The sequence below is a fragment of the Micromonospora sp. NPDC005710 genome (genome assembly GCF_040630995.1).
GTDB lineage: Bacteria > Actinomycetota > Actinomycetes > Mycobacteriales > Micromonosporaceae > Micromonospora.
The window spans coordinates 154,941-175,856 of record NZ_JBEXYP010000005.1 but is presented as its reverse complement, the minus strand read 5'-3'; the positions used below and the strand labels follow the sequence as shown (position 1 = coordinate 175,856).

General features: G+C 70.3%; 16 protein-coding genes. 8 read left to right on the top strand and 8 right to left on the bottom strand.

Features of this window, described 5'->3' with window-relative positions; genetic code table 11:
• Positions 1-86 precede the first annotated feature (86 nt).
• Together ABZ406_RS08995 and aroH are read left to right on the top strand one after the other, a co-directional pair.
• A complete protein-coding gene (locus ABZ406_RS08995; protein WP_357757656.1) occupies positions 87-890 on the top strand; it encodes a TIGR03084 family metal-binding protein in 804 nt (267 codons plus the stop codon).
• Between the two features lie 15 nt (positions 891-905).
• Entirely contained in the window at positions 906-1,334 is a 429-nt protein-coding gene (aroH, locus tag ABZ406_RS08990) for a chorismate mutase (protein ID WP_357757652.1), read from the top strand.
• Here aroH and ABZ406_RS08985 read toward each other — a convergent pair.
• The 7 genes from ABZ406_RS08985 to ABZ406_RS08955 form a co-directional block, all read right to left on the bottom strand.
• The gene (locus tag ABZ406_RS08985) at positions 1,269-2,045 is read right to left on the bottom strand and encodes an SDR family oxidoreductase (protein ID WP_357758177.1); all 777 of its coding nucleotides are present in this window, start codon (positions 2,043-2,045) and stop codon (positions 1,269-1,271) included. The genes aroH and ABZ406_RS08985 overlap by 66 nt on opposite strands.
• A gap of 6 nt (positions 2,046-2,051) precedes the next feature.
• Positions 2,052-3,587: a 4-hydroxyphenylacetate 3-hydroxylase N-terminal domain-containing protein gene (locus ABZ406_RS08980; RefSeq protein WP_357757649.1), complete on the bottom strand. Its 1,536-nt coding sequence runs from the start codon at positions 3,585-3,587 to the stop codon at positions 2,052-2,054.
• On the bottom strand, positions 3,584-5,182 hold the full coding sequence (cmdF, locus tag ABZ406_RS08975) for a tyrosine 2,3-aminomutase (protein ID WP_357757646.1): 1,599 nt from the start codon (positions 5,180-5,182) through the stop codon (positions 3,584-3,586). The genes ABZ406_RS08980 and cmdF overlap by 4 nt, the downstream gene beginning before the upstream one ends.
• 73 nt (positions 5,183-5,255) lie before the next feature.
• On the bottom strand, positions 5,256-8,402 hold the full coding sequence (locus ABZ406_RS08970; protein WP_357757643.1) for an AMP-binding protein: 3,147 nt from the start codon (positions 8,400-8,402) through the stop codon (positions 5,256-5,258).
• Between the two features lie 107 nt (positions 8,403-8,509).
• Positions 8,510-9,667: a methionine adenosyltransferase gene (metK, locus tag ABZ406_RS08965; protein ID WP_357757640.1), complete on the bottom strand. Its 1,158-nt coding sequence runs from the start codon at positions 9,665-9,667 to the stop codon at positions 8,510-8,512.
• Positions 9,668-9,693: 26 nt separating this feature from the next.
• Positions 9,694-10,611: a cyclase family protein gene (locus tag ABZ406_RS08960; RefSeq protein ID WP_357757637.1), complete on the bottom strand. Its 918-nt coding sequence runs from the start codon at positions 10,609-10,611 to the stop codon at positions 9,694-9,696.
• A gap of 17 nt (positions 10,612-10,628) precedes the next feature.
• The gene (locus ABZ406_RS08955; RefSeq protein WP_357757634.1) at positions 10,629-11,783 is read right to left on the bottom strand and encodes an epoxide hydrolase family protein; all 1,155 of its coding nucleotides are present in this window, start codon (positions 11,781-11,783) and stop codon (positions 10,629-10,631) included.
• Positions 11,784-12,020: 237 nt separating this feature from the next.
• Between ABZ406_RS08955 and ABZ406_RS08950 the strand changes: the two genes are divergently transcribed.
• The 5 genes from ABZ406_RS08950 to ABZ406_RS08930 all read left to right on the top strand — a co-directional run bounded on the left by ABZ406_RS08950 (position 12,021) and on the right by ABZ406_RS08930 (position 17,565).
• A complete protein-coding gene (locus ABZ406_RS08950; RefSeq protein WP_357757631.1) occupies positions 12,021-13,202 on the top strand; it encodes an acyl-CoA dehydrogenase family protein in 1,182 nt (393 codons plus the stop codon).
• 209 nt (positions 13,203-13,411) lie between these two features.
• Positions 13,412-13,678 (top strand): phosphopantetheine-binding protein, encoded by a 267-nt coding sequence (locus ABZ406_RS08945; protein WP_357757628.1) that lies wholly within the window; start codon positions 13,412-13,414, stop codon positions 13,676-13,678.
• A 7-nt stretch (positions 13,679-13,685) separates the two neighbouring features.
• Positions 13,686-14,558 carry a phytanoyl-CoA dioxygenase family protein gene (locus tag ABZ406_RS08940; protein WP_357757625.1) on the top strand — a complete coding sequence of 291 codons (873 nt, stop codon included), beginning with the start codon at positions 13,686-13,688 and terminating at the stop codon, positions 14,556-14,558.
• Positions 14,559-14,700: 142 nt separating this feature from the next.
• On the top strand, positions 14,701-16,191 hold the full coding sequence (locus ABZ406_RS08935; protein WP_357757622.1) for an FAD-binding protein: 1,491 nt from the start codon (positions 14,701-14,703) through the stop codon (positions 16,189-16,191).
• Positions 16,192-16,218: 27 nt separating this feature from the next.
• Complete coding sequence (locus tag ABZ406_RS08930; protein WP_357757619.1) at positions 16,219-17,565, top strand: FAD-dependent oxidoreductase; 1,347 nt, start codon at positions 16,219-16,221, stop codon at positions 17,563-17,565.
• Positions 17,566-17,639: 74 nt separating this feature from the next.
• Here ABZ406_RS08930 and ABZ406_RS08925 read toward each other — a convergent pair whose 3' ends face one another.
• Entirely contained in the window at positions 17,640-19,271 is a 1,632-nt protein-coding gene (locus ABZ406_RS08925) for an MFS transporter (RefSeq protein ID WP_357757616.1), read from the bottom strand.
• Positions 19,272-19,536: 265 nt separating this feature from the next.
• Here ABZ406_RS08925 and ABZ406_RS08920 point away from each other — a divergent pair, with 265 nt between their 5' ends.
• Complete coding sequence (locus ABZ406_RS08920) at positions 19,537-20,898, top strand: extracellular solute-binding protein (protein WP_357757613.1); 1,362 nt, start codon at positions 19,537-19,539, stop codon at positions 20,896-20,898.
• Positions 20,899-20,916 lie beyond the last annotated feature (18 nt).

The window sequence follows — 20,916 nt, the reverse complement described above, 5'->3', positions numbered from 1 at the left end:
CACCGCGCACCAGCTGTCCGGCCGCGGGAACACCGGTGTCCCCCCGCGTGGCACGACACGAGCCCTGTAGCGGAAGGAAGAACCACATGTCAGCACAGCCCGATGTGTTCGCCGATCTGGTCAGCGAGGGCGACGCGTTCGACACGATGATCGCCGACCTGGACGACGCCGGTTGGCGCACCGAGACGCCAGCCGTCGGCTGGACCGTCGCCCACCAGGTGGCCCACCTCGCCGCGGTGTTCCGCCTGGCGGCGCTCTCGGCGTCCGACCCGGACACGTTCAGCCGGTTCCTCGCCTCGATGAGCGGCAGCTTCGAGTCCAACGTCGCCGCCGCGATGGCCCCGTACCTCGCCGCCTCACCGCCGGCGTTGTTCGCCAAGTGGCAGGAGGAGCGGTCGACGGCGGAGAAGGCGTTGGCGGCGCACGCGCCGGCCGACATCGTGCCGTGGCTGGTCCGTCCGATGCCGGCCGCCATCCTGGCCGGCGCCGGCATGATGGAGCTGTTCGGCCACGGGCAGGACGTCGCCGACGCGCTCGGTGTCGAGCGCCGGCACACCGACCGGATCCGGCACCTGTGCGGGTTCGCCGTGCGCACCTGGGACTTCGGTTACCTGACCCGTGAGGAGGAGGTGCCGGACGTGGAGTTCGGCTACACGCTCACCGCCCCGTCCGGTGCCACGTGGACGTTCGGGCCGCCGGACGCCGACCAGCGGATCAGCGGCCCGGCGATCGACCTCTGTCTGCTGGTGACACGCCGGCGGCACCGCGACGACCTGGGGCTGACCGCTGTCGGCCCGGACGCCGAGCACTGGCTGGACATCGCGCAGGCGTACCGGGGTCCGGCCGGTTCGGGCCGCCAACCCGGCCAGTTCGCCGCCGCGACGCGCTGACGACGGGGTACGACGATGACGGCACCGACACTGCGGGCGATCCGGGGCGCGATCCAGGTCGACCGGGACAGTCCGGAGGTGGTCGGGGCCGGTACACGGCTTTTGCTCGACGAGGTCGTCCGGCGCAACGAACTGGCGCCGGACGACCTCGTCAGCATCCTGTTCACCGCCACACCCGACCTGGTGAGTTGTTTCCCGGCGGTCGCCGCGCGGCAGCTCGGCCTGCACGACGTACCGCTGATGTGCGCGGCCGAGATCGACGTGCCCGGCGCGTTGCCCCGGGTCGTGCGGATGCTTGCCCACGTGCTGACCGCACGGCCGCGAGCGGCCGTGCGGCACGTGTACCTCGGGGGCGCCGAGGTGCTGCGCCCCGATCTGTCAGCGGTGCAGCTCGCCGGCGTTCACGTCGAGACACTGCCCGGTGATCGCGCTGGCCAGGTCTGACGCGAGGAAGACAACGGCGTTGGCCACCTCGTCCGCCTCGGGCAGGCGACGCAGGTCGAGGCTCGCCGCCGTCTCGTCGTAGACCTGCTTCTCGGTGACGCCGCGCTCCTGGGCCAGGTAGGCGAAGTAGCCGCGCAGCCCGTCGGACCAGACGTAGTTGGGCATCACAGTGTTCACCCGCACACCGGACGGGCCGAGCTCCGTCGAGAGGCTCTGCGCCAGCGCGAGCAGACCGGACTTCGACATCCGGTACGCGCCGAAGGACGGCTTCGACTGCCGCACCACCATCGCATTGATCATGACGATGGCGCCGTTGTGCTCGGTGAGCGTCCGGGCGAGCCGTTGGGTGATCCGCAGCGCCCCGAACACGTCGGTGTCGAGGCTCGCCCGCACGGCGTCGACGTCGATGGCGGTGAGGTCGGCGAAGGCCGGCGCGGCGAACGCGTTGTACACCAACACGTCCACCCGCCCGAACGCCTTCAGCGCCGAGTCGGCGAGGGCGGCCACCGCGGCGTCGTCGGTCAGGTCGGTCGGCGCCGCGAGCGCCCGCCGGCCGAGCTGTTCGACCTCCTTGACGACGCCGGCGAGGACCGACTCGTTACGGGCGGCCAGTACGACGTCGGCACCGGCCCGGGCACAGCCGAGCGCTATCGCCCGTCCGAGCCCTGGCCCCACACCGGCGACCACGGCGACCTTGTTGTGCAACATCAGCGCTCCTCAGTTCGTGGAGAGATCGTTGCGCGCCCACCGCAGGTGGTCGAAGGACGCGAGATCCGGCACGGTCCAGCCGTCGAGGTCGTACTCGCTCATGCACTCGTCGACGAACCGCTTGTAGCCGTCTATCTGCCCCGAGGCGAGTTGCGCGAAGTACATCTCCACCCGGGTGTTCTCGTGGTTGCCGGAGTAGTTGCGTTCGTAGAGCTCGTGCCGGCCGCCGAACTCGGTGCCGACCGCGTCCCACAGCAGCTTCATCAGCTTCACCCGCTCCATCGCGGTGCTGCCGTCGGAGCCCCGCATGTACTGGTCCAGGTATCCGCGGATCGCCGGGTTCTTGAAGTCGTCGGCACTGGAGTTGAGGTAGATGAGGCCGCTGGCCACGTCCTGCATGATGATCTCGCGGACCCGGGGATAACCCACCTGCATGAACCACCGGTAGGCCTGGCCGTACTCCGGGTTGGGCAGCACCGCCCCGTTCTTCCAGGGGACCGGGTTGCGGGCGGCGGCGTCGGACAGCGCCCAGAAGAGGTTGCGCCAGGCCAGCACCTCCCCCAGACGGCTCTGCACCCCGCGGAAGTCCTTCGTACCGGTCAGGTCCAGCGCCTTGGCCAGCAGGCCGGCGATGAATTCGAGTTTCACCGCCAGCCGGGTCATGCCGTGGAACGTGAACCGCTCGGTGAACCCCGAGCGACCGCCGAACATCTGCACCTTGCCGAGGTCGCCGTAGACGAACACGTTCTCCCACGGGATCTCGACCTTGTCGAGGATGAGCACCGTGTCGTTCTCGTCCAGCCGCGACGACAGGGGGTAGTCGAACGGGCTGCCCATCACCGCGGCCGTCGCGGCGTACGACGGCCGGCAGATCAGTTTCATTCCGCGGGCGCCCATCGGCACCGTGGCGATCAGCGCGAACTCCCGCCGCTTGACCGGCATTCCGTGGTGCGAGATGAAGTTGAAGTGGGTGAGCGCGGACCCGGTCGCGACGACCTTCGCGCCGCTGACGATCAGGCCGGAGTCGGTCTCCCGCTCGACGTGGACGAACACGTCGCGAACCTCGTCGGGCGGCCGGTTGCGGTCGACCGGCGGGTGCACGACGGCGTGGTTCCAGAACTGCACCTGCTCCTGGGAGCGGCGGTACCAGGCGCGGGCGTTGTCCGCGTACTCGCCGTAGAAGTCGGCGTTCGCGCCGAGGGTGCCGAGGAACGACGCCTTGTAGTCCGGGCTGCGCCCCATCCAGCCGTAGCTCATCCGGGCCCACGCGGCGATCGCCTTCTGGTCGGCGACCAGGTCCTCGGCGCTGTGCGGGGTGGTGAAGAACCGGTGGGTGAAGCCCGTGCCGCCACTGTCGACCGGTGCGGTGAGCACCGGTGCGGTGGCCGGGTCGTGGAGCGAGTCGTAGAGCCGCGCGGTCATGCGGACCGCGTTGGCGAACGCCGGATGCGTCGTGACGTCCTTGACCCGATCTCCGTAGAGGTAGATCTCGCGGTCGTCACGCAGGCTCTCGATGTACTCCGCTCCGGTGTAGGGCCTGGTCACCGTAGGTCGCTCTGCTGAGCGGCCACGGCCACGAACTCACCGCGGGACAGGGCGGCGGTGACGGTTTCCAGGTCGTCGGCCATGTAACGGTCGCGGTCCAGCGTCGGCACCATCGACCGGACGTGGTCGTAGGTAGCCTTGGCGACCGGGCTCAGGTCGCCGTACCGCTTGGAGATGTCGACGGCCTGCGCCGCGGCCAGGTACTCCAGGGCCAGGATCGTGTCGTTGTTCCGCAGCACCCGGCGGGCGTTGCGGGTGGAGATCAGGCCCATGCTGACCACGTCCTGGTTGTCGCCGTTGGACGGGACGCTCTGCGTGCTCGCCGGTCCGATGGTGCGGTTCTCCGCGATCAGGGCGGTCGCCGGGTACTGGGCGCCGGCGAAACCACTGTTCAGGCCGGGGTCACCGGTGACCAGGAACTCCGGCAGGCCGTAGCTCAGGTGCCGGTTGAGCAGGCGGTTGGACTGCCGCTCGGAGAGCACGCCGAGCTGGGTCAGCGCGATGGTGAGGAAGTCCATCACGAAGGCGACCGGCTGCCCGTGGAAGTTGGCGCCGTGGAAGATCTCCTCGCCCTCGAAGAAGAGCGGGTTGTCGTTCGCCGAGTTCAGCTCGATGCCGATCTTGGTGTTCGCGTGGTAGAGCGTGTCACGGACGGAGCCCAGGATCTGCGGGATGGCCCGCAGCGAGTACGCCTTCTGCAGGTAGACCTTCGTCCGCGTGACGTCCTTGCCGTCCTCCTTGCCGGCGGCCACCTCCTTGCGAAGCTGGCTGTGCTCCACAGTGGACAGGCTGCCGCGCATCAGCGACCGCAGGTTGGCCGCCGTGTCGATCTGCCCCTGGTGCGGTCGCGCGATGTCGTGCCCCTCCGGCTGGAACGGGCTCATCGAGCCCCGCAGCGCCTCGATCACCAGGGCCGTGACGATCTCCGCCTGACGCACCTGGGTCATGGCCCGGTCGGCCACGAGCGCGCCGACACCTGTCATCGCCGACGTGCCGTTGATCAGCGCGAGCCCCTCCTTGAAACGCAGCTCCAGCGGCTCGATGCCGTGCTTGCGCAACACCTGACCGGTGGGCACCTTGCCGGTGCCGTCGAGCACGTAGCCCTCACCGATCACGGTGGACGCGATGTGCGACAGGGGTGCGAGGTCACCGCTCGCGCCGAGCGAACCGATCTCCGGGATGGCCGGAGTGATGCCCAGGTTGAGGTAGAGCGCGAGCCGCTCCAGCAACTCGGGGCGTACCGCCGAGTGACCCTTGGCCAGCGCGTTGAGCCGAGCCGTCACGATCGCCCGCGACTCGTCCCTGGCGAACAGCGGCCCGACGCCGGCGCTGTGGCTACGCACCAGGTTGGTCTGCAGTTCGACCTCCTTGGAGGGGTCGACCAGCATGTAGATCATCTCGCCGTAACCGGTGGTCACCCCGTACACCGGGATGTCCTGACGCACGATGTCCTCGAACATCGCGCGGCTCTTGCCCGCTCGGGCGAGCGCCGACGGCGACACCTCGCAGGCGGTGTCGTCCTCGGCGATCCGGCGAATGCCCGGAATGTCGAGAGTATCGCCGTCCAGCACGACAATGTTCTCGTTCGTTGTCACTGTCCTCACCTCATCACAGCCGTGGTGCCAGGTCGGGTCTGGTGGGCTCGCCCGGGTGGGCTCTGCCCGGTGCCTACCGTCGTGGTCCGTCCTCGCCGCCGGCGACGCTGACGGCGTTGGCGAGGGCGCGGAGCGACGGGTTGGCGTAGAAGTCGCGGATCGGCACGTGTACGCCGAACCGTTGGGAGACGCGGTGGAGCAGCGCCGGGATCAGCGCGGAGCGTCCACCGGCAGTGAAGAAGTTGTCGTCGAGCCCCGGTAGGCCCGCGTCGACCACCTCGGCCCACAGGGCCGCGAGGGTCTGCTCGGTGTCGGTGAGCGACGTCGTCGTCGCAGCCCCCACCGGGCGTGCCAGCTCGGGCAGCCGCCGCCGGTCGACCTTGCCCCCGACGTTGCGGGGAAGGCGGCCGTCGACGGTACGGAAGACGACGGGGATGACCTTGCCGAGCCGCTGGCGCAGGTGGGCCCGCCACACCTCGGGCGAGCCCTCCCCGGGTCGGATCGGCACGACGTACGCGTCGAGGCGGTTGACCAGCCCGTCCGGTCCATGGACCGCTGCCACGCCGCACTCGCGGACCGAGGAGTGCGTCTGCAGGGCGGCCTCGACGTCGCCCAGTTCGAGGCGTACGCCGTACACCTTGATCTGGAAGTCCTCGCGGCCCCGGTACTCCAGGGCGCCGTCGAAGCGCCAACGGCCCAGGTCACCGGTGCGGTAGGTGCGGATGTCGGACTGTCCGCCGACCGGGGCGAACGCCGTGGAGGGATCGGCGGCACCGAGGTAGCCGGCCGCCACGAAGGGACTGCGGATGACGATGGCGCCTGTGACACCGGCCGGGCACTGTCGCTCGTCGGCGTCGAGGACGAGCACCTGCCGGCCGGGAATCGACCGTCCGATGGGCGTCGCACCATCCACCGGTCGGTCGATCGGCTGCCAGGTGGCGGCGATCGTCTCGGTCGGTCCGTAGAGATTCGCCAGGCGTACGCCGCGCAGGTTGTCGTGCAGCCGGTTGACCAGCTCCCCCGGCAGCGCCTCACCCATCAGCAGCAGGTGCCGCAGGGCCCGGATGGGCCGGTCCGTGCGGCTGGTGACCACCCGCAGCAGTTCGCGGGCGAAACTCGGCACGGTCTGCAGGTGGGTGATCTCCCTTTTGGCCATCCAGTCGACGAGCTTCTCGCCGTGGATCCGGATGTCGGGCGCGGTCAGGCACAGTGTGCCGCCGCTGGTGAGGGTGGCGAACACCTCACACAGCGCGGGGTCGTGGTCGGGCGCCACCCACTGCGCCACCCGGGCACCGTCGCCCATCTCGAACCGGGTGCCGAGCCAGGTGACGAACTGGCCGAACGCCGAGTGCGGCTGGGCGATGCCCTTGGGCCGTCCGGTCGATCCGGAGGTGTAGGCGACGTAGGCCACCGCGTCGGCGTCGACAGTCGGCAGCGCCCCGACCCCGGTCAGGGTCGCCACGTCGTGCACGGCGATGTCGAGTTCGATGCGGGCCCAGCGGGCCAGCTCGTCGTCGTCCGGGTCACCGGCGACCAGCAGACACGCGGGACGCAGGTCGGCGAGCACGGCACGACCGCGGCCACCCACCTCCCCGGTGCCGAACCAACACAGGTGTGCGCCGGCGGCGAGCACCCCGAGCAACGCCGCGGTCTGCTCCGGCCCGGACGGGAGTCGCACCACCACCGGGCGTCCGCCCGCACCCCGCGCGAGCAGGGCGGCGGCGATCTCGCGGGCCCGCGACCACAGCCCGGCGTACGTGAGACCGCCGCTGTCGGACAGCACCGCCAGGCGCTCCGGGTGGGTGTCGACGATCCGCCGCACCAGTTCGTGCACCGGCACGGCGACCGGGGGCCCGTCGGCGATGCGGTCGTCGCCGCCCAGCTCGTCGGCGCCGGGGGTCGGCTGATCCATTGGAAGGGCGGTCGCCGGCGTGTCAGGTGTGGCGATCCCGGCGGCGAGGACGCTGAGCATCTGGTCGGCGATCCGTTCGACGGTGTCGTCGTCGAACAACTCGGTGCGGTAGGCGATGGTGCCGATCGTCGCCGGCCGGGTCGCCACCCGCAGTTCCAGGTCGGCGATCGTCGCCGGAGGGTCGATGTCCTGCCGGGTCGCCGTGGTGTGCGCCAGGCGCACTGTGGAGTGCTCGTCGGCGGCCTCGTCGACGAGCACGTTCACCAGTGGGATGGTGCGCGGGTCGCGGGGTGCGCCGAGCAGTTCCACGAGCCGGCCGAACGGCAGGTGCCGCTGGTCGGACATCGCGTCGAGACGGCCGGCGACCTGATCGACGAGCTCCCGGAAGGTAGGCGTGCCGGTCAGGTCGACGTCGATCAGGGCGAGGTTCTCGAACGGCCCGACCAGCCCGGTCGGCGTGGTCGCGAGCCGGGTACCCACCCGGGTGCCGACCGCGATCCGGCGCTCTCCGCTGTAGCGCGCCAGCACCACTTCCAGGGCGGCGAGCACGACCGCCAGCGGCGCCGTGCCGGCGTCGAGCGCGAGCCGGTGCAGGTCGTTGCTCAGCTCGACGCCCCAGTCGAAGTGGTACACGCCGGCCCGCCAGTCGACGTCGGCGCCCCGGCTCCGGTTGCTGGGCAGTTCGACAGGTGCCGGCGCGGTGGACTCCCGCCACCATTTCTCGGCCCGCCGGGCGGCGGCCTCGACAGCGCGTGTGGCGCGGACGTGGTCGGAGAACCGCGGTGCGGCCTCCGTGCCGACCGGGCGCGCCGGTGCGCCGCCCAGTGCCGCGGCGTAGTGCCGCCCCAGCTCGTCGATCACTGTCGACATCGAGGGCTCGTCCGCGACGATCTGGTGCGCGACGAGCACGAGGCAGTGCCGCAGCGGGGCCAGTCGGGCCAGGGCGAGCCGGGCCAGGGGGCCCTGGTCGAGGAGAAACGGGGCCGCCACCTCGGCGGCGAGGAACGCCTCGACAGTCGGCTGGCCCTGGCGCCCGCCGGTCGAGCAGTCCACCACCGACATCGCGGCGGGCAGGCTCTCGTCGAGGACGGCGCGACCGGATTCGGTGAAGCGGACGCGCAGGATCTCGTGCCGGTCGACAACCGCCGTCCAGGCCGCCCGCAGTGCGGCGACCTCGAGCGGTCCGGCGATCCGGTACGCCCGGTAGCGGTGCAGCGCCGGGGTCCTGGGCGTCAGACGATCGAGGAACCAGAGGCCGTCCTGCGCCGCGGAGGTAGGAAGCATGCTCGTCGTGTCGTGCATGGACATTTGCGACCACCGCCCCCTTCTGCTCGGAAAAGCATGTCAATATGGGGTTCCATCCCTCAACTTCCGAATTGCGGCGTTGAGAGGGTTGCGCTCTCGGCGCGCAGGCGCTACGCGGCGAGCGACGCCAGACTCTCGGCCCGGCTGGTGTCCTCCCAGGTGAAGGTGGGCAACTGCCGACCGAAGTGCCCGTACGCCGACGTCGCGCGGTAGACCGGGCGCAGCAGGTCGAGGTCCCGGATGATGGCCGCCGGACGCAGGTCGAACACCTCCGCCACGGCCTTTTCGATCCGCTCCGGCGCGACGCTCTCGGTGCCGAACGTCTCGATCGACAGGCTCACCGGTTCGGCGACGCCGATCGCGTAGGCCACCTGGGTCTCGCACGTCCGTGCCAGGCCGGCCGCGACGATGGTCTTCGCCACCCACCGCATCGCGTACGCCGCCGAACGGTCCACCTTGGACGGGTCCTTGCCGGAGAAGGCACCGCCACCGTGGCGGGCGTATCCGCCGTAGGTGTCGACGATGATCTTCCGACCGGTCAGCCCCGCGTCACCCATCGGGCCACCGATCTCGAATCGCCCGGTGGGGTTGACCAGCAGCCGGAGGTTGTCCACGTCGAGGTCGAGCGTTTCCAGTTCCGGCAGCACGACGCGGTCCCGGACGTCCGGAGTCAACATCGACTCCAGCGAGATGTCGGCGGCGTGCTGAGCCGACACCACTACGGTGTCGACCCGCACCGGACGGCCGGCGTCGTACTCGATGGTGACCTGGGTCTTGCCGTCCGGCCGCAGGTAGGGCAGCAGGCCGTCCTTGCGCACGGCGGTGAGCCGGCGGGACAACCGGTGGGCCAGCGCGATCGGCAGCGGCATCAGCTCCGGCGTCTGGTCGCAGGCGAAACCGAACATCATCCCCTGGTCGCCCGCGCCCTGGGCGGCTCCCGCCTGGTCGACCCCGCGGGCGATGTCGGGCGACTGCGCCCCGATCGACACGCTGACGCCGCAGGACGCGCCGTCGAAACCCTTGTGCGACGAGTCGTACCCGATACCCAGGATCGTCTCCCGGACGATCGTCGGGATGTCGGTGTAGGCGCTCGTCGTCACCTCGCCGGCGACGTGCACCTGCCCGGTGGTGATGAGCGTCTCGACGGCGACCCGGCTGTGCGGGTCCGCGGCCAGCAGCGCGTCGAGAATCCCGTCGCTGATCTGGTCGGCGATCTTGTCGGGGTGACCCTCGGTCACCGATTCGGACGTGAAGAGGTGGCGTCCCATGGCTGCCCCGTTTCAGGGTGGTCGGATCACTTGATGGCGAGCGGGTTGATCGGCGAACCGACAGCTCGGGTGATCTTGAGCGGCGGCGCCGCGAAGAAGAACTCCCACACCCCGTCGGCCCGGCAGTCCTCGGTCAGCTCCTCGAAGTCGAGGATCTCGCCGAGCGTCAGGCCCATGTCCCTGATCAACACCATGTGCACGGCCAGGAATGCGCCCGGGTCCTCGCCCGGCAACGCCTCGACCGCCCAGTTGTCCGCGCAGACCGCGGCGACGTCGCGGTCGCGCAGCCACTGGCAGCTGGCCAGGCCCAGGCCGGGTTCCCCGGCCATGAACCCGGCGTCCTGCCCCTGCTCGACGAACTTGCGCCGCCACCCCGTACGAACCAGCAGGATGTCTCCGGGGCCGACGTCCACGCCGCCCTGCCGGGTGATGGCCGCGTCCAGATCGTCGGGGGTGATGACGTCGCCGACCTCCAGCCACGGCACACCACGAACCGCGGGAATGTCGAGCAGCACACCCCGACCCGCGATCCCCTTGCCCTGCCTGTCGATTCCGCAGCGGGCAGCGCCCTTGACGGTCAGCTCGTCGGCGGGAAACCCGTTGTAGAACTGGCCGTCGTAGAAGACGTGGGCCAACGCGTCCCACTGCGACGAGGCCTGGATCGGCATGAACAGGAAGTCGTCGGCGTACCGGAAGCCACCGGGAAACACCTGCTCCGCACCGGTCTCCGACATCAGGTGCACCGGGTTGCTGCGGAAGCGGCCGTTCTGCGGCCCCTTGTCGTCCAGGTTGATCCCCAGGTCGAAGGTCCGTCCCGCGCGGATCAGTCGGCCGGCCGCGACAAGCCGCTCCGGTGTGATGAGGTTGACGGTGCCGCGCTCGTCGTCCAGGCCCCAGCGACCCCAGTTGCGCAGCCGCTCCCCCACCGCCCGGAAATCGTCCACCCGGGGTTCGGTGTCCGTCACGAGCCGGCCCGCACGACGCGGGCGAAGGCCCGCACGTCGCCGACGAACAGGTCGGGCTCCTCCAGGGCCGCGAAGTGGCCACCACGGTCGAACTCCGACCAGTGCACCAGGGTCGGGAAGTCGCGCTCGACGAATCGGCGGATCGGCAGGAACACACCCTGCGGGAACACCGCGACGCCGAGCGGCTGCCGGATCGGGGCGTAGCGCACCGTGGGGTTCGAGATCGGCAGATAGTCGACGGTCTCGTAGTAGAACTGCGCCGACGAACCTGCGGTGCCGGTGAACCAGAAGATCGAGACGATGGCCAGGATCCGGTCCCGCTCGACGGCGTCCTCGGGCACCTTGCCGGAGTCGGCCCAGTCCTTGAACTTCTCCACGATCCAGGCGAGCTGGCCGACCGGCGAGTCGCTCAACGCGTACGCGATGGTGTGCGGCCGGGTCGCCTGCAGCTTCATGGAGCCGGCCAGCACGTCGAGGAAGCGCTGCGAGCGGGCCAGGCGCCGCTGGTCCTCGTCGTCGAGCACGTCCGAACCGTCCGCCGCCGGCGTGGTCACGAGGGTGTTCAGGTGCAGACCCACCACGTGCTCCGCGTCGATCTGGGCCAACGCGTACGAGATTCCGGCGCCGAAGTCGCCGCCCTGCGCGAGGTAGCTGTCGTAGCCGAGCCGGCTCATCAGCTCCGCCCAGGCCTTGGCGACGGTGAGGTTGTTCCAGCCGGGCGCCGGCATCGGCCCGGAGAACCCGAACCCCGGCATCGACGGGATCACCAGATGGAAGGCGTCGGCCGCGTCCCCGCCGTGCGCGACGGGGTCGGTCAGTGGGCCGATCACGTCGAGGAACTCGGTCACCGAGCCGGGCCAGCCGTGCGTGATGATCATCGGAGTGGCGTTCGGCTCCGGTGAGCGTACGTGCAGGAAGTGCACCGGCGCACCGTTGATCGTGGTGACGAACTGTGGGACCTCGTTGAGGCGCCGCTCCATCGCACGCCAGTCGAACTCGTCGCACCAGTAGTCCACGAGTTCGCGGAGGTAGTCGACGGGCACGCCGCGGTCCCAGCCGGCGTCGAAGAGCACGGGCCAGCGGGTTTCCCGCAGTCGGCGACGGAGATCCTCCACGTCCTCCTGAAGAATGTCCACCCGGAACCGTTCCATGTCGGAAATCCCTTCGACGACGGGCGCAGCAAAGGGTGCTACGACGGAAGTCAATATCACCTGCCCGAACCGGAACGGCGCACCTTCCATATTGCGCCGGTCCGACTCTTGCCCCACCGGGGAGCAGCGCACTCCGGAAGATGCGTGACGGCAGCCGTGGTGCGAGGGTCAGATGGGCGTCCGCCGTCAGTTCCGACGCGCAATTCACGGACTCCCCAAACCTTTCGAGGAGGATCGATGTCGATCACCGACGCTCCGCCCCGCGCCGACCTCGTTCGCGCGGCCACGGAGCTGGTGCCGTTGCTGGCCCGGCACGCCCAGTGGAGCGAGGACAATCGCCGACTGCACGACGAGGTCGTGGAGGCGTTGAGTGACGCGGGCATCCTGCGGATGCGGGTGCCCGAGGCGTTCGGCGGCTACGAGTCCGACACTCGGGCCGTCGTCGAGGTCATCGCCGAACTGGCCCGCGGTGACGGCTCAGCCGCCTGGACCGTGGCGGTCTGGCACATCAGCAGCTTTGTCACCGGCCTGTTCCCGGACTCGGTGCGGGAGGAGGTCTTCGCCGACCCGTCGGTCCGGATCGCCGGCATCCTCAGCCCGACCGCGATGGCCGTCCCGACCGAGGGCGGCTACCTGCTCAACGGCAAGTGGTCGTTCAACACCGGTGCGACGCAGAGTCAGTGGAACACCAACGCGGCCGTCCGGCCCACCCCCGACGGGGGCTACGAACCGATCATGACGCTGGTCCCGATCGCTGATCTGCAGATCATCGACGACTGGCACACGTCGGGCCTGCGCGGCTCCGGCAGCGTCTCGACGGTCGCCGAGGGCGTGTTCGTGCCCGAGGAACGTGTCGTGTCGATGGTGCCGATCATCATGGGTCAGCACCCGCTGCAGCAGGACCCGAACACCAGCATGTGGGGTGGTCCGTTCATGCCGGTGGCCTGCGCGACGGTCGGCGCGACAGCGCTGGGTCTGGCCCGCGCCGCGAAGGAGGCGTTCTTCGAGCGGCTCCCCGGTCGGAAGATCACCTATACCGACTATCCCGACCAGAGCCAGGCGCCACTCACCCACCTCCAGGTGGCCGAGGCCGAGATCAAGATCGACCAGGCCGAGTTCCACGAGTACCGGGCCGCCGACCGGGTGGACCGCAAGGGCAGGTCGGGTGAGGAGTGGACGCTCGAGGAACGCGCCAAGGCGCGCCTCGACCTCGGCGCCGCCTGCCAGGCGGCCAAGGACGCCGTCGACGTGCTCCGCACCGCGAGCGGAGGCTCCTCGGTCTACCAGCACGTGCCGATCCAGCGGATCCAACGCGACGTGCAGACGCTGAACCTGCACGCGATCATGCACCCCAACACCAACCTGGAACTGTACGGCCGGATTCTGTGCGGAATGGGGCCGAACACGCAGTACCTGTAACCGGGTGAACAGACGCGGCCGGGCCTGGATGCGACAAACGCTCCGGGCCCGGTCGTCCTTGTGTCCGGGGCCAAACGAATACGCCCGACGAGAGCGCAACAGCGAAGAACACATTCAGCGATATCACCGACATCATATTCGGTGGGGGTCGCCGAATTCGCCGGCCGACCCGTGCGGCAACCATCAGCTCTTACCTCGGGAGGATTCCCATGCCGATCGACCCACCCGGCACGACCGTCACCGATATCGAGAAGCGGGTCGAATCCATCTGGCGGGACGTTCTCAACGTCCCCGCCGACCGGACCGACGGAACGTTCTTCGAACTGAGCGGGCAGTCCATCTCCGCTGTGCGGATCGTCGCCCGCGTACAGGAGGAGATCGGCGTCCAGATGGACCTCGGCGACCTCTTCGAAGACCCGAACCTGGCCACTTTCACCCGCGACATCGTCGCGAAGGCCGAAGCCCGAGGAAGGTAGTCCGACAATGGTGGAGTTCGTCCGGGTGACGTCCGATGCCCCCCTCGACGACGTGGTCACCGTGCTCGAGCGCGACGGCTGCGTGATCATCGAGAACTTCGTCGACCAGAGCACGCTCGACGGTCTCTGGGAAGACCTCGGCCCCCTGCTCGACGGCACTCGCTACAGCAAGAGCGGGTACGACGGTCACCTGACCCGACGGGTCTCGTCGCTGTTCCGGCGTACCAGCCATCTGACCCCGATCTTCCTGCATCCGCTGTATCTGGGCGCGGCGCGGCAGATCATGGAAAAGCCGGTGCACATGTGGGTCGGTCAGGCCCGCATCGAGATGACGCCCAACATCCAGATCAGCGCGACCCAGGCCATCCAGATCGACCCGGGGCAGGGGCGTCAGCCGCTGCACCGCGACGACTCGCTGCACCTGCGTCGACACCCGGGCCCGACGACACGCGTGCAGTTGATGCTCGCGTTGAGCGAGTTCACCCAGGAGAACGGCGCGACCCTGGTGATCCCGGGCAGCCATCACTGGGACGACGAACGTGCCCCGCGCTACAGCGAGGCGATCCCGGCCGCGATGCCCGCCGGGTCGGCGCTGCTCTGGCTGGGCGGCGTCTACCACGGCGGCGGCGGCAACGTCTCCACCGAGCCACGGACCAGCCTCACCGTCTCGTACGACCTCGGCAACCTGCGGCAGGAGGAAAACCAGTTCCTGGCGGTGCCGCGCGACGTCGTCCTCACGCTCCCCGAGGAGGTCCAGCGTCTGCTCGGCTACGACCGTTGCCCGCCGGGCGTCGGCTGGTACGAGATGGAGGACCCGCACATCCTGCTCACCGACCCGGACGCCGACCCGGCGGTGCTCGAGAGCCCGGCGCGGACCTGAACGCGTCCGACGCGGTGGACGAAACGGCCGCCCCGCCTGCTGTCGGCGGGGCGGCCGACCTGTTCGCACGATCAGAGATGCGTCCGCCAGCAGGCGGATGTGAGGGTCTGATGGTCGTCGCCCAGCGGAGGGACCCACCCACATGACCGACATCCTGCCCGACGACCCGCGCTACGCCGCACTCGTCGAGGGGTACAACCACCGGTTCACCGGCCGCCCGGAGCACGTCCGTCAGGTCCGCACCACCACGGAGGTCGCCGCAGCGGTGCGGGAGGCCGTCGACTCGGGCCGACGGGTGGCGGTGCGCAGTGGCGGCCACTGCTTCGAGGACTTCTTCGCCAACCCCGAGATCCAGGTGCTCATCGACCTCGCGCCGATGAACGCGGTGTCCTACGACAGGCAGCGGCGGGCCATCATGGTCGAGGCCGGCATCACCCTCGGGGCGCTCTACCCGATCCTGTACGACACCTGGGGCGTCACGATTCCCGGTGGCACCTGCTTCGAGGTGGGCGTCGGCGGTCACCTCACCGGCGGCGGTTACGGTCACCTGTCCCGCCGCGACGGACTGGTCGTCGACCACCTGTACGCGGTGGAGGTCGTCGTCGTCGACGAGTCGGGCACCGTCGACGTGGTAATCGCCACCCGGGAGCCCGACGACCCGCACCACGACCTGTGGTGGGCGACGGCGGGCGGCGGTGGCGGCAGCTTCGGCGTGGTCACCCGGTTCTGGCTGCGCAGCCCGGGAGTCGACTCCGACGACCCGTCGCGCCTGCTGCCCACGGCGCCACGCCGGATCCGCCGCTGCGACGTGCTCTGGTCGTGGGACGGGATGACCGAGGACGCGCTGACCCGACTGATTGCGAACTACTGCGGCTGGCTGGAGAGGCACAGCGCCGTCGGCGCACCGGAGACCCAGCTGTGGAGCAACCTCATCGTCATGCACCGCTCGGCCGGCATCGTGGCGCTCACCGCCGTTGTCGACGACGCGGTCGAGGGTGCCGCCCGGATGCTCGACGACCAACTCGCGGCGATCGGGGACGGGACCGGGTTGACCCCCCAGACCGTCGACCGGGACGTGGTCGACTGGATGGCGAGCTGGATGCCCTCGTACAGCTGGCCCAGCGACCCGAAGGGGCGCTACAAGAACAAGGCCGGCTATCTGCGCCGGGGCTACACCGACAAGCAGCTGGCCACGATCTTCCGCTACCTCTCCGACACCGAGTACGCCAACCCGGCGGCCGGCATCGTGCTCACCGCGTTCGGCGGGCAGGTCAACGCCGTCCCGTCGGACGCCACCGCGGCGGCACAGCGGGACAGCGTGGTGAAGGCGTCGTACAGCGCTGGCGCCTGGCAGTCACCCGACGACGACGCCGTCAACACCGCCTGGGTCCGCGCGTTCTACCGGGACGTCTACGCCGAGAGCGGCGGTGTCCCGGTGTCCGGCGACATCAGTGACGGGTCCTACATCAGTTACCCCGACGTCGACCTGGCCGATCCGGAGTGGAACACCTCCGGCGTGCCCTGGCACACCCTCTACTTCAAGGACAACTATCCCCGCCTCCAGCGGGTCAAGCGCCGCTACGACCCCCGGGACGTCTTCCGGCACGGTCTGTCGGTGCGGCTGCCCGACTGAGCGGTCCACACCACCCAGGGAGCCACGATGGCAGGCGAGGTGTACTTCCCCCACGATCCGGCCTACGAACACGCCACGACAGTGTTCAACCTGCACGGCGCACCCCGACCGGCCGCCGCGCGTACCGTACGCACCCTCGCCGAGCTGCGGGACGTGCTCGCGTACGCCCGGACGACGTGCCTGCCGGTGCGGGTGCACAGCACCGGCCACGGCGCCGCGGCGGCGCGGGACATGAGCGGGTCGGTGCTGGTGCGTACCGAGATGGACGGCGCGGTGCGGATCGACACGGCGCGTCGTACCGCGCTGGTTCCCGCCGGCACCCGCTGGGGCGCCGTCGTCGACGCGGCGGCACCGTACGGCCTGGCCGCGCCACACGGGTCGTCGGCCGACGTCGGCGCGGTCGGCTACCTGCTGCGCGGCGGCGTCAGTGTCTACGGGCGGCTGGTCGGGCTCGCGGCAAACAGTGTGACAGCCGTCGACCTGGTCACCGCGGACGGTGAGCTGCACCGCGTCGACGCCGACACCGACCCGGAGCTGTTCTGGGCCCTGCGAGGCGGCGGAGGTGGGTTCGGGGTGGTGGTCGCTGTCGAGATACGGCTGTTCCCGGCGCGCCCGGTGGTCACCGGTTCGGCGTACTGGCCGGTGGTGCACGCGGAGGAGCTGCTGAGGCGGTGGACCCGGTGGGCAGCTACCGCGCCGTGGGAGGTCACCAGCGCGTTCCAGGTGCTCAACCTGCCGGACGTACCCATGGTGCCGGCCGAGCTGCGAAGCGGAACGATGATCGGCGTGGCGGCGACCGAGGTGCGCGCCGACGACGCGCCGAGCGGGCTGACCGAGCTGCTGGACGAGCTGCGCGCGGTGGCCGCCCCGGTGGTCGAGTCGTGGCTGCCGTGCACGCCGGCCGAGGTGGTCCGCGCTCAGCTCGGGCCGGACGAGCCGGTGCCGATCGTCGGCGACCACCTGCTGCTCGCGGACCTCGACGAGCGGGCGTCGGCCGCGTTCCTGGCGGCGACCGGCTCGGGATCGCCGCTGATCACGGCGGAGCTGCGCCAGCTCGGTGGGGCGCTGGCCGTGCCGGACCCGCGGGGCGGGGCACTCGACCATTTCGACGCCCGCTACTCGTACCTGGGCAACGCGATCCCGGACGGCCCCGAGGCCACCGCGGCGATCGAGAAACACTGCGCTGTCGTCCGGGCGGCGCTGGCACCCTGGGACACCGGTCGCACCGCGCCGACGTTCGTGGAGAGCTGGCAGCAGCCGCAACGGCACCTCGGCCCGGAGCAGATCGACCGGGCGGACCGGGTCCGCACCCGGATCGATCCGAGCGGACTGTTCCGCCTCGACGCCAGCCCCGGCACGACGATGCTGCGGTAGGTGCACTGCGGACGGACCAACGGCGGTCGCCCGGGGGGATGGGCGACCGCCGTTGGCGTATGGGGGTGTCCGGACTAGACGGCACCGGTGGTGGGCACGGTCTCCGACGACGCGGACGCGGACGCCGAGGACGAGGCAGGGGCTGACGACGCCGGGTCGGACCCGGACGGCTGTGCGGCGGACTTGTTGCGCAGCGTCAGCGCCACCAGCACGAGAAGGGCGACGACAAGCAGCGCCTCGACACCCGCCACCACGTTCATCGCGGAGGTGAACGCGTCACCGGCGACGTCGCGGAGGGCGGTGGCCAGGTTGCCCGGCAGCGAGTCGGCGGCGGCCGTCGCCGCGGCGACGTTCTCCCGGGACACGTCGGCAATCTCCGGGGGTACGTCGGTCAGCGGCGCGTCCGCCATCCGGTCGCGGTACACGGCGGCACCGACGCTGCCCAACAGCGCGAGGCCCAGCGTCGAACCGAACACGTTGCTGGTCTCGGAGAGCGACGCGGCCGACCCGGCCTTCTCCGGGGGTACGGAGCTGACCACCATCCCGGTGCCCTGGGTGAACAGCGGACCGGTGCCGAGTGCGACGAGCGCGACGGCGACGACGACAGCGATCAGCCAACCGGAGCTGCCGGCCTGGGTCAGCACCAGCATCGCCACCAGGGAGATGCCGAGCCCGATCATGATCGCGGTGGCCGGCTTGAGCGACTTCATCAGCATCGGCGTGGCCATGCTGCCGATCGCGATGCCCAGACCGGTGGGCGCCTGCCAGAGACCGGACGCGGCCGGTGACAGGCCCTCGACGCTCTGGATGTACTGCGTGCTCATCAGGCTGACGCCGGCGAGCGCGGCCGAGGCGAACATCATCGTGACGAGGGTGCCGCTGAAGGCGGCGTTCCGGAACATCGTGAGGTCGATCAACGGGTGCTCCAGCCGGGACTGGCGTCGGACGAAGATCCAGCCGATCACCAGGCCGAGCAGGATCGCGCCGCCCGCGATGGCCGGGTTGTCCGAGTCACTAGCGGCGAACTCCTTGACGCCGTACACCACCGGCAGGATCGCGCCGAGCGACAGCACCACGCTGAACAGGTCGAACTTGCCCGCGTTGGGGTCGCGGTACTCGGGAAGCAGCACGAAACCGGTGGCCAGCAGCACGATCATGAACGGCACGCCGAGCAGGAACACGGAGCCCCACCAGAAGTGCTCGACCATCACGCCGCCGACGATCGGCCCGATCGCGGTGCCACCGAACAGCGCGGACGCCCAGATCGAGATCGCCACGCCCCGCTGCTTCTCGTTGCGGAACATGTTGGTGATCAGCGCCAGCGTCGACGGTGACAGGGTCGCACCGGCGATGCCCAGCAACGCGCGGGCGATGATCAGGGTGGTGCCGCTGTTGGCGTACGCGGCGAGGACCGAGGCCACAGTGAAGGCGACAGCGCCGATCATGAGCAGCCGACGGCGCCCGACCCGGTCACCGAGGGTGCCCATGGTGAGCAGGAAGCCGGCCAGCAGGAACCCGTAGATGTCGATGATCCACAGCTGCTCCACGCTGCTGACGCCGAGGTCCGCGCTGAGGTGCGGCAGCGCCAGGAACAGTGCTCCGATATCCATCGCCACGAGCATCGCCGGCAGCGCCAGCACCGCCAGCCCGATCCATTCCTTACGTCCCGCCAGATCGTTCGCTGGCGTCGACGTGGGGTTATCCATCGTGTCGATCCCTTCTCGGCCTCATGAGCCTGCGACGGCGGTCTTCGACGCCCCCAGGCCCCTCTACCGCCATGTCGGAGCCGACTCGCGGTTTTCGACATGTCTGTGCGGCGTACTCAGGGTCTGTTGCGAACCGGTGCCCGGGACGACTTCCGTCGTGCGCTGTCGCCGCCGACGGCGGGGCGCAGCACTCGCGAAGATGACCGCCTCCCGCCGCGACGGGCAACCTTTGGGCGACCCCATCGAGCTGCCGGAGGACTGTTGCGTGAGGACGGACGCCGAGCCCATCAGCATCGACATCTGGCTGCCCAGCTACCCGGCCGTACCCGACTACGTGGGTGGGATCCGGGCCCTGGCCGCGAGCTTCCACGACGCCCACCCCGACTACCGGATCCGGATCCGCGAGTCGAGCTACAAGACTCTGCCGGCCGATGTGGACGCCGCAGCCCGACGCGGCGCCGCCCCGGCCCTCGTGCAGTACTTCCACACCTCCACGCAACTGGCCCGGGACATGCGCGACGTCGACGGCGCACCGCTGTTCCGGCCGGTCGCGACGACGCTCGCTGGGCGCACCGAGGTGCTCGGCGTGCCGGTGGTCACCGACGACATCGTGGCCCCGGCGCGGGGCTACTACTCGGCGGACGGGCTGCTGCTCGCGGCTCCCCCGCTGGTCTCGACCACCCTGCTGTACGCCAACACCACGCTGCTCGCGGCGGCGGGAGTGAGCGCGCTGCCGACCACGTGGGCCGAGGTGACTGCCGCCTGCACGGCGGTCAGCGCGCACACCGGCGGGCCGGCGATCACCTGGCCCAACCACGGATGGATCTTCCAGCAGGCGGTCGCCCAGCAGGGTGGTCTGCTCGCCGACCACGCCAACGGCCGGGACGGCCGCGCCGAGAAGGTCGACCTCGCCGGGCCGGAGATGGTGGCCTTCGCGCAGTGGTGGCGCGGTCTGCACCGCGCCGGCCACTACCACTACACCGGCGGGCAGGCGTACGGCGAGAACACCGGCCGGGCCTGGCAGGAGAACTTCACCGCGTTCGCCGAGCAGCGGGTCGCGTTCGTCCTCAGCTCCTCGGTCGAGGCGGAGTGGCTGATCCAGGCCGGCCGCGACCACGGGTTCAGCGTCGAGGTCGGCCGGATGCCCCACAACGGCGAGGTCCGCTACGCGGGCAACATCGTCGGCGGTGACGCGATCTGGCTCACCGACACCGTGGAGCCGGCGGTCCGGGACGGCGCGCTCGCGTTCCTGCAGCACCTGCTCGACCCGCGGGCCGTCGCGGAGCGGCACAAGGCGACCTGGTTCATCCCGGTCACCACGACGGCCATCGACAGGCTGGCCGGCGATGGCTGGTTCGACGAGCGCCCGCATCAGCGGGTCGCCATCGAGCAGTTGCTGGCGACCGACGGTTCACCTGCCGCCCGCGGGGCCGTCCTCGGCGAGTTTCCCCGCATCCAGGGCCTGATGACACACGCGATGGAGGACATCCTCCTGCACGACGCCGACCCGGCGGGCCGCTTCGCCCGCGCGTCCGAGCAGGCCCAGCACCTGCTCGACGACTACAACGCCGACTGCCTCGGCCTGCGGGCGGGTCCGCCCGGGCCGCGACAGTTCGTCGTGGACTGACCCCGCCCCGACTCTCCA

Coding starts and splice junctions, on each gene's coding strand:
- aroH (WP_357757652.1), top strand. CDS start 906: ATGACGGCACCGACACTGCGGGCGATCCGGGGCGCGATCCAGGTCGAC.
- ABZ406_RS08955 (WP_357757634.1), bottom strand. CDS start 11,783: ATGGAACGGTTCCGGGTGGACATTCTTCAGGAGGACGTGGAGGATCTC.
- ABZ406_RS08970 (WP_357757643.1), bottom strand. CDS start 8,402: ATGTCCATGCACGACACGACGAGCATGCTTCCTACCTCCGCGGCGCAG.
- ABZ406_RS08995 (WP_357757656.1), top strand. CDS start 87: ATGTCAGCACAGCCCGATGTGTTCGCCGATCTGGTCAGCGAGGGCGAC.
- metK (WP_357757640.1), bottom strand. CDS start 9,667: ATGGGACGCCACCTCTTCACGTCCGAATCGGTGACCGAGGGTCACCCC.
- ABZ406_RS08930 (WP_357757619.1), top strand. CDS start 16,219: ATGGCAGGCGAGGTGTACTTCCCCCACGATCCGGCCTACGAACACGCC.
- ABZ406_RS08950 (WP_357757631.1), top strand. CDS start 12,021: ATGTCGATCACCGACGCTCCGCCCCGCGCCGACCTCGTTCGCGCGGCC.
- ABZ406_RS08925 (WP_357757616.1), bottom strand. CDS start 19,271: ATGGATAACCCCACGTCGACGCCAGCGAACGATCTGGCGGGACGTAAG.
- ABZ406_RS08940 (WP_357757625.1), top strand. CDS start 13,686: ATGGTGGAGTTCGTCCGGGTGACGTCCGATGCCCCCCTCGACGACGTG.
- ABZ406_RS08935 (WP_357757622.1), top strand. CDS start 14,701: ATGACCGACATCCTGCCCGACGACCCGCGCTACGCCGCACTCGTCGAG.
- ABZ406_RS08945 (WP_357757628.1), top strand. CDS start 13,412: ATGCCGATCGACCCACCCGGCACGACCGTCACCGATATCGAGAAGCGG.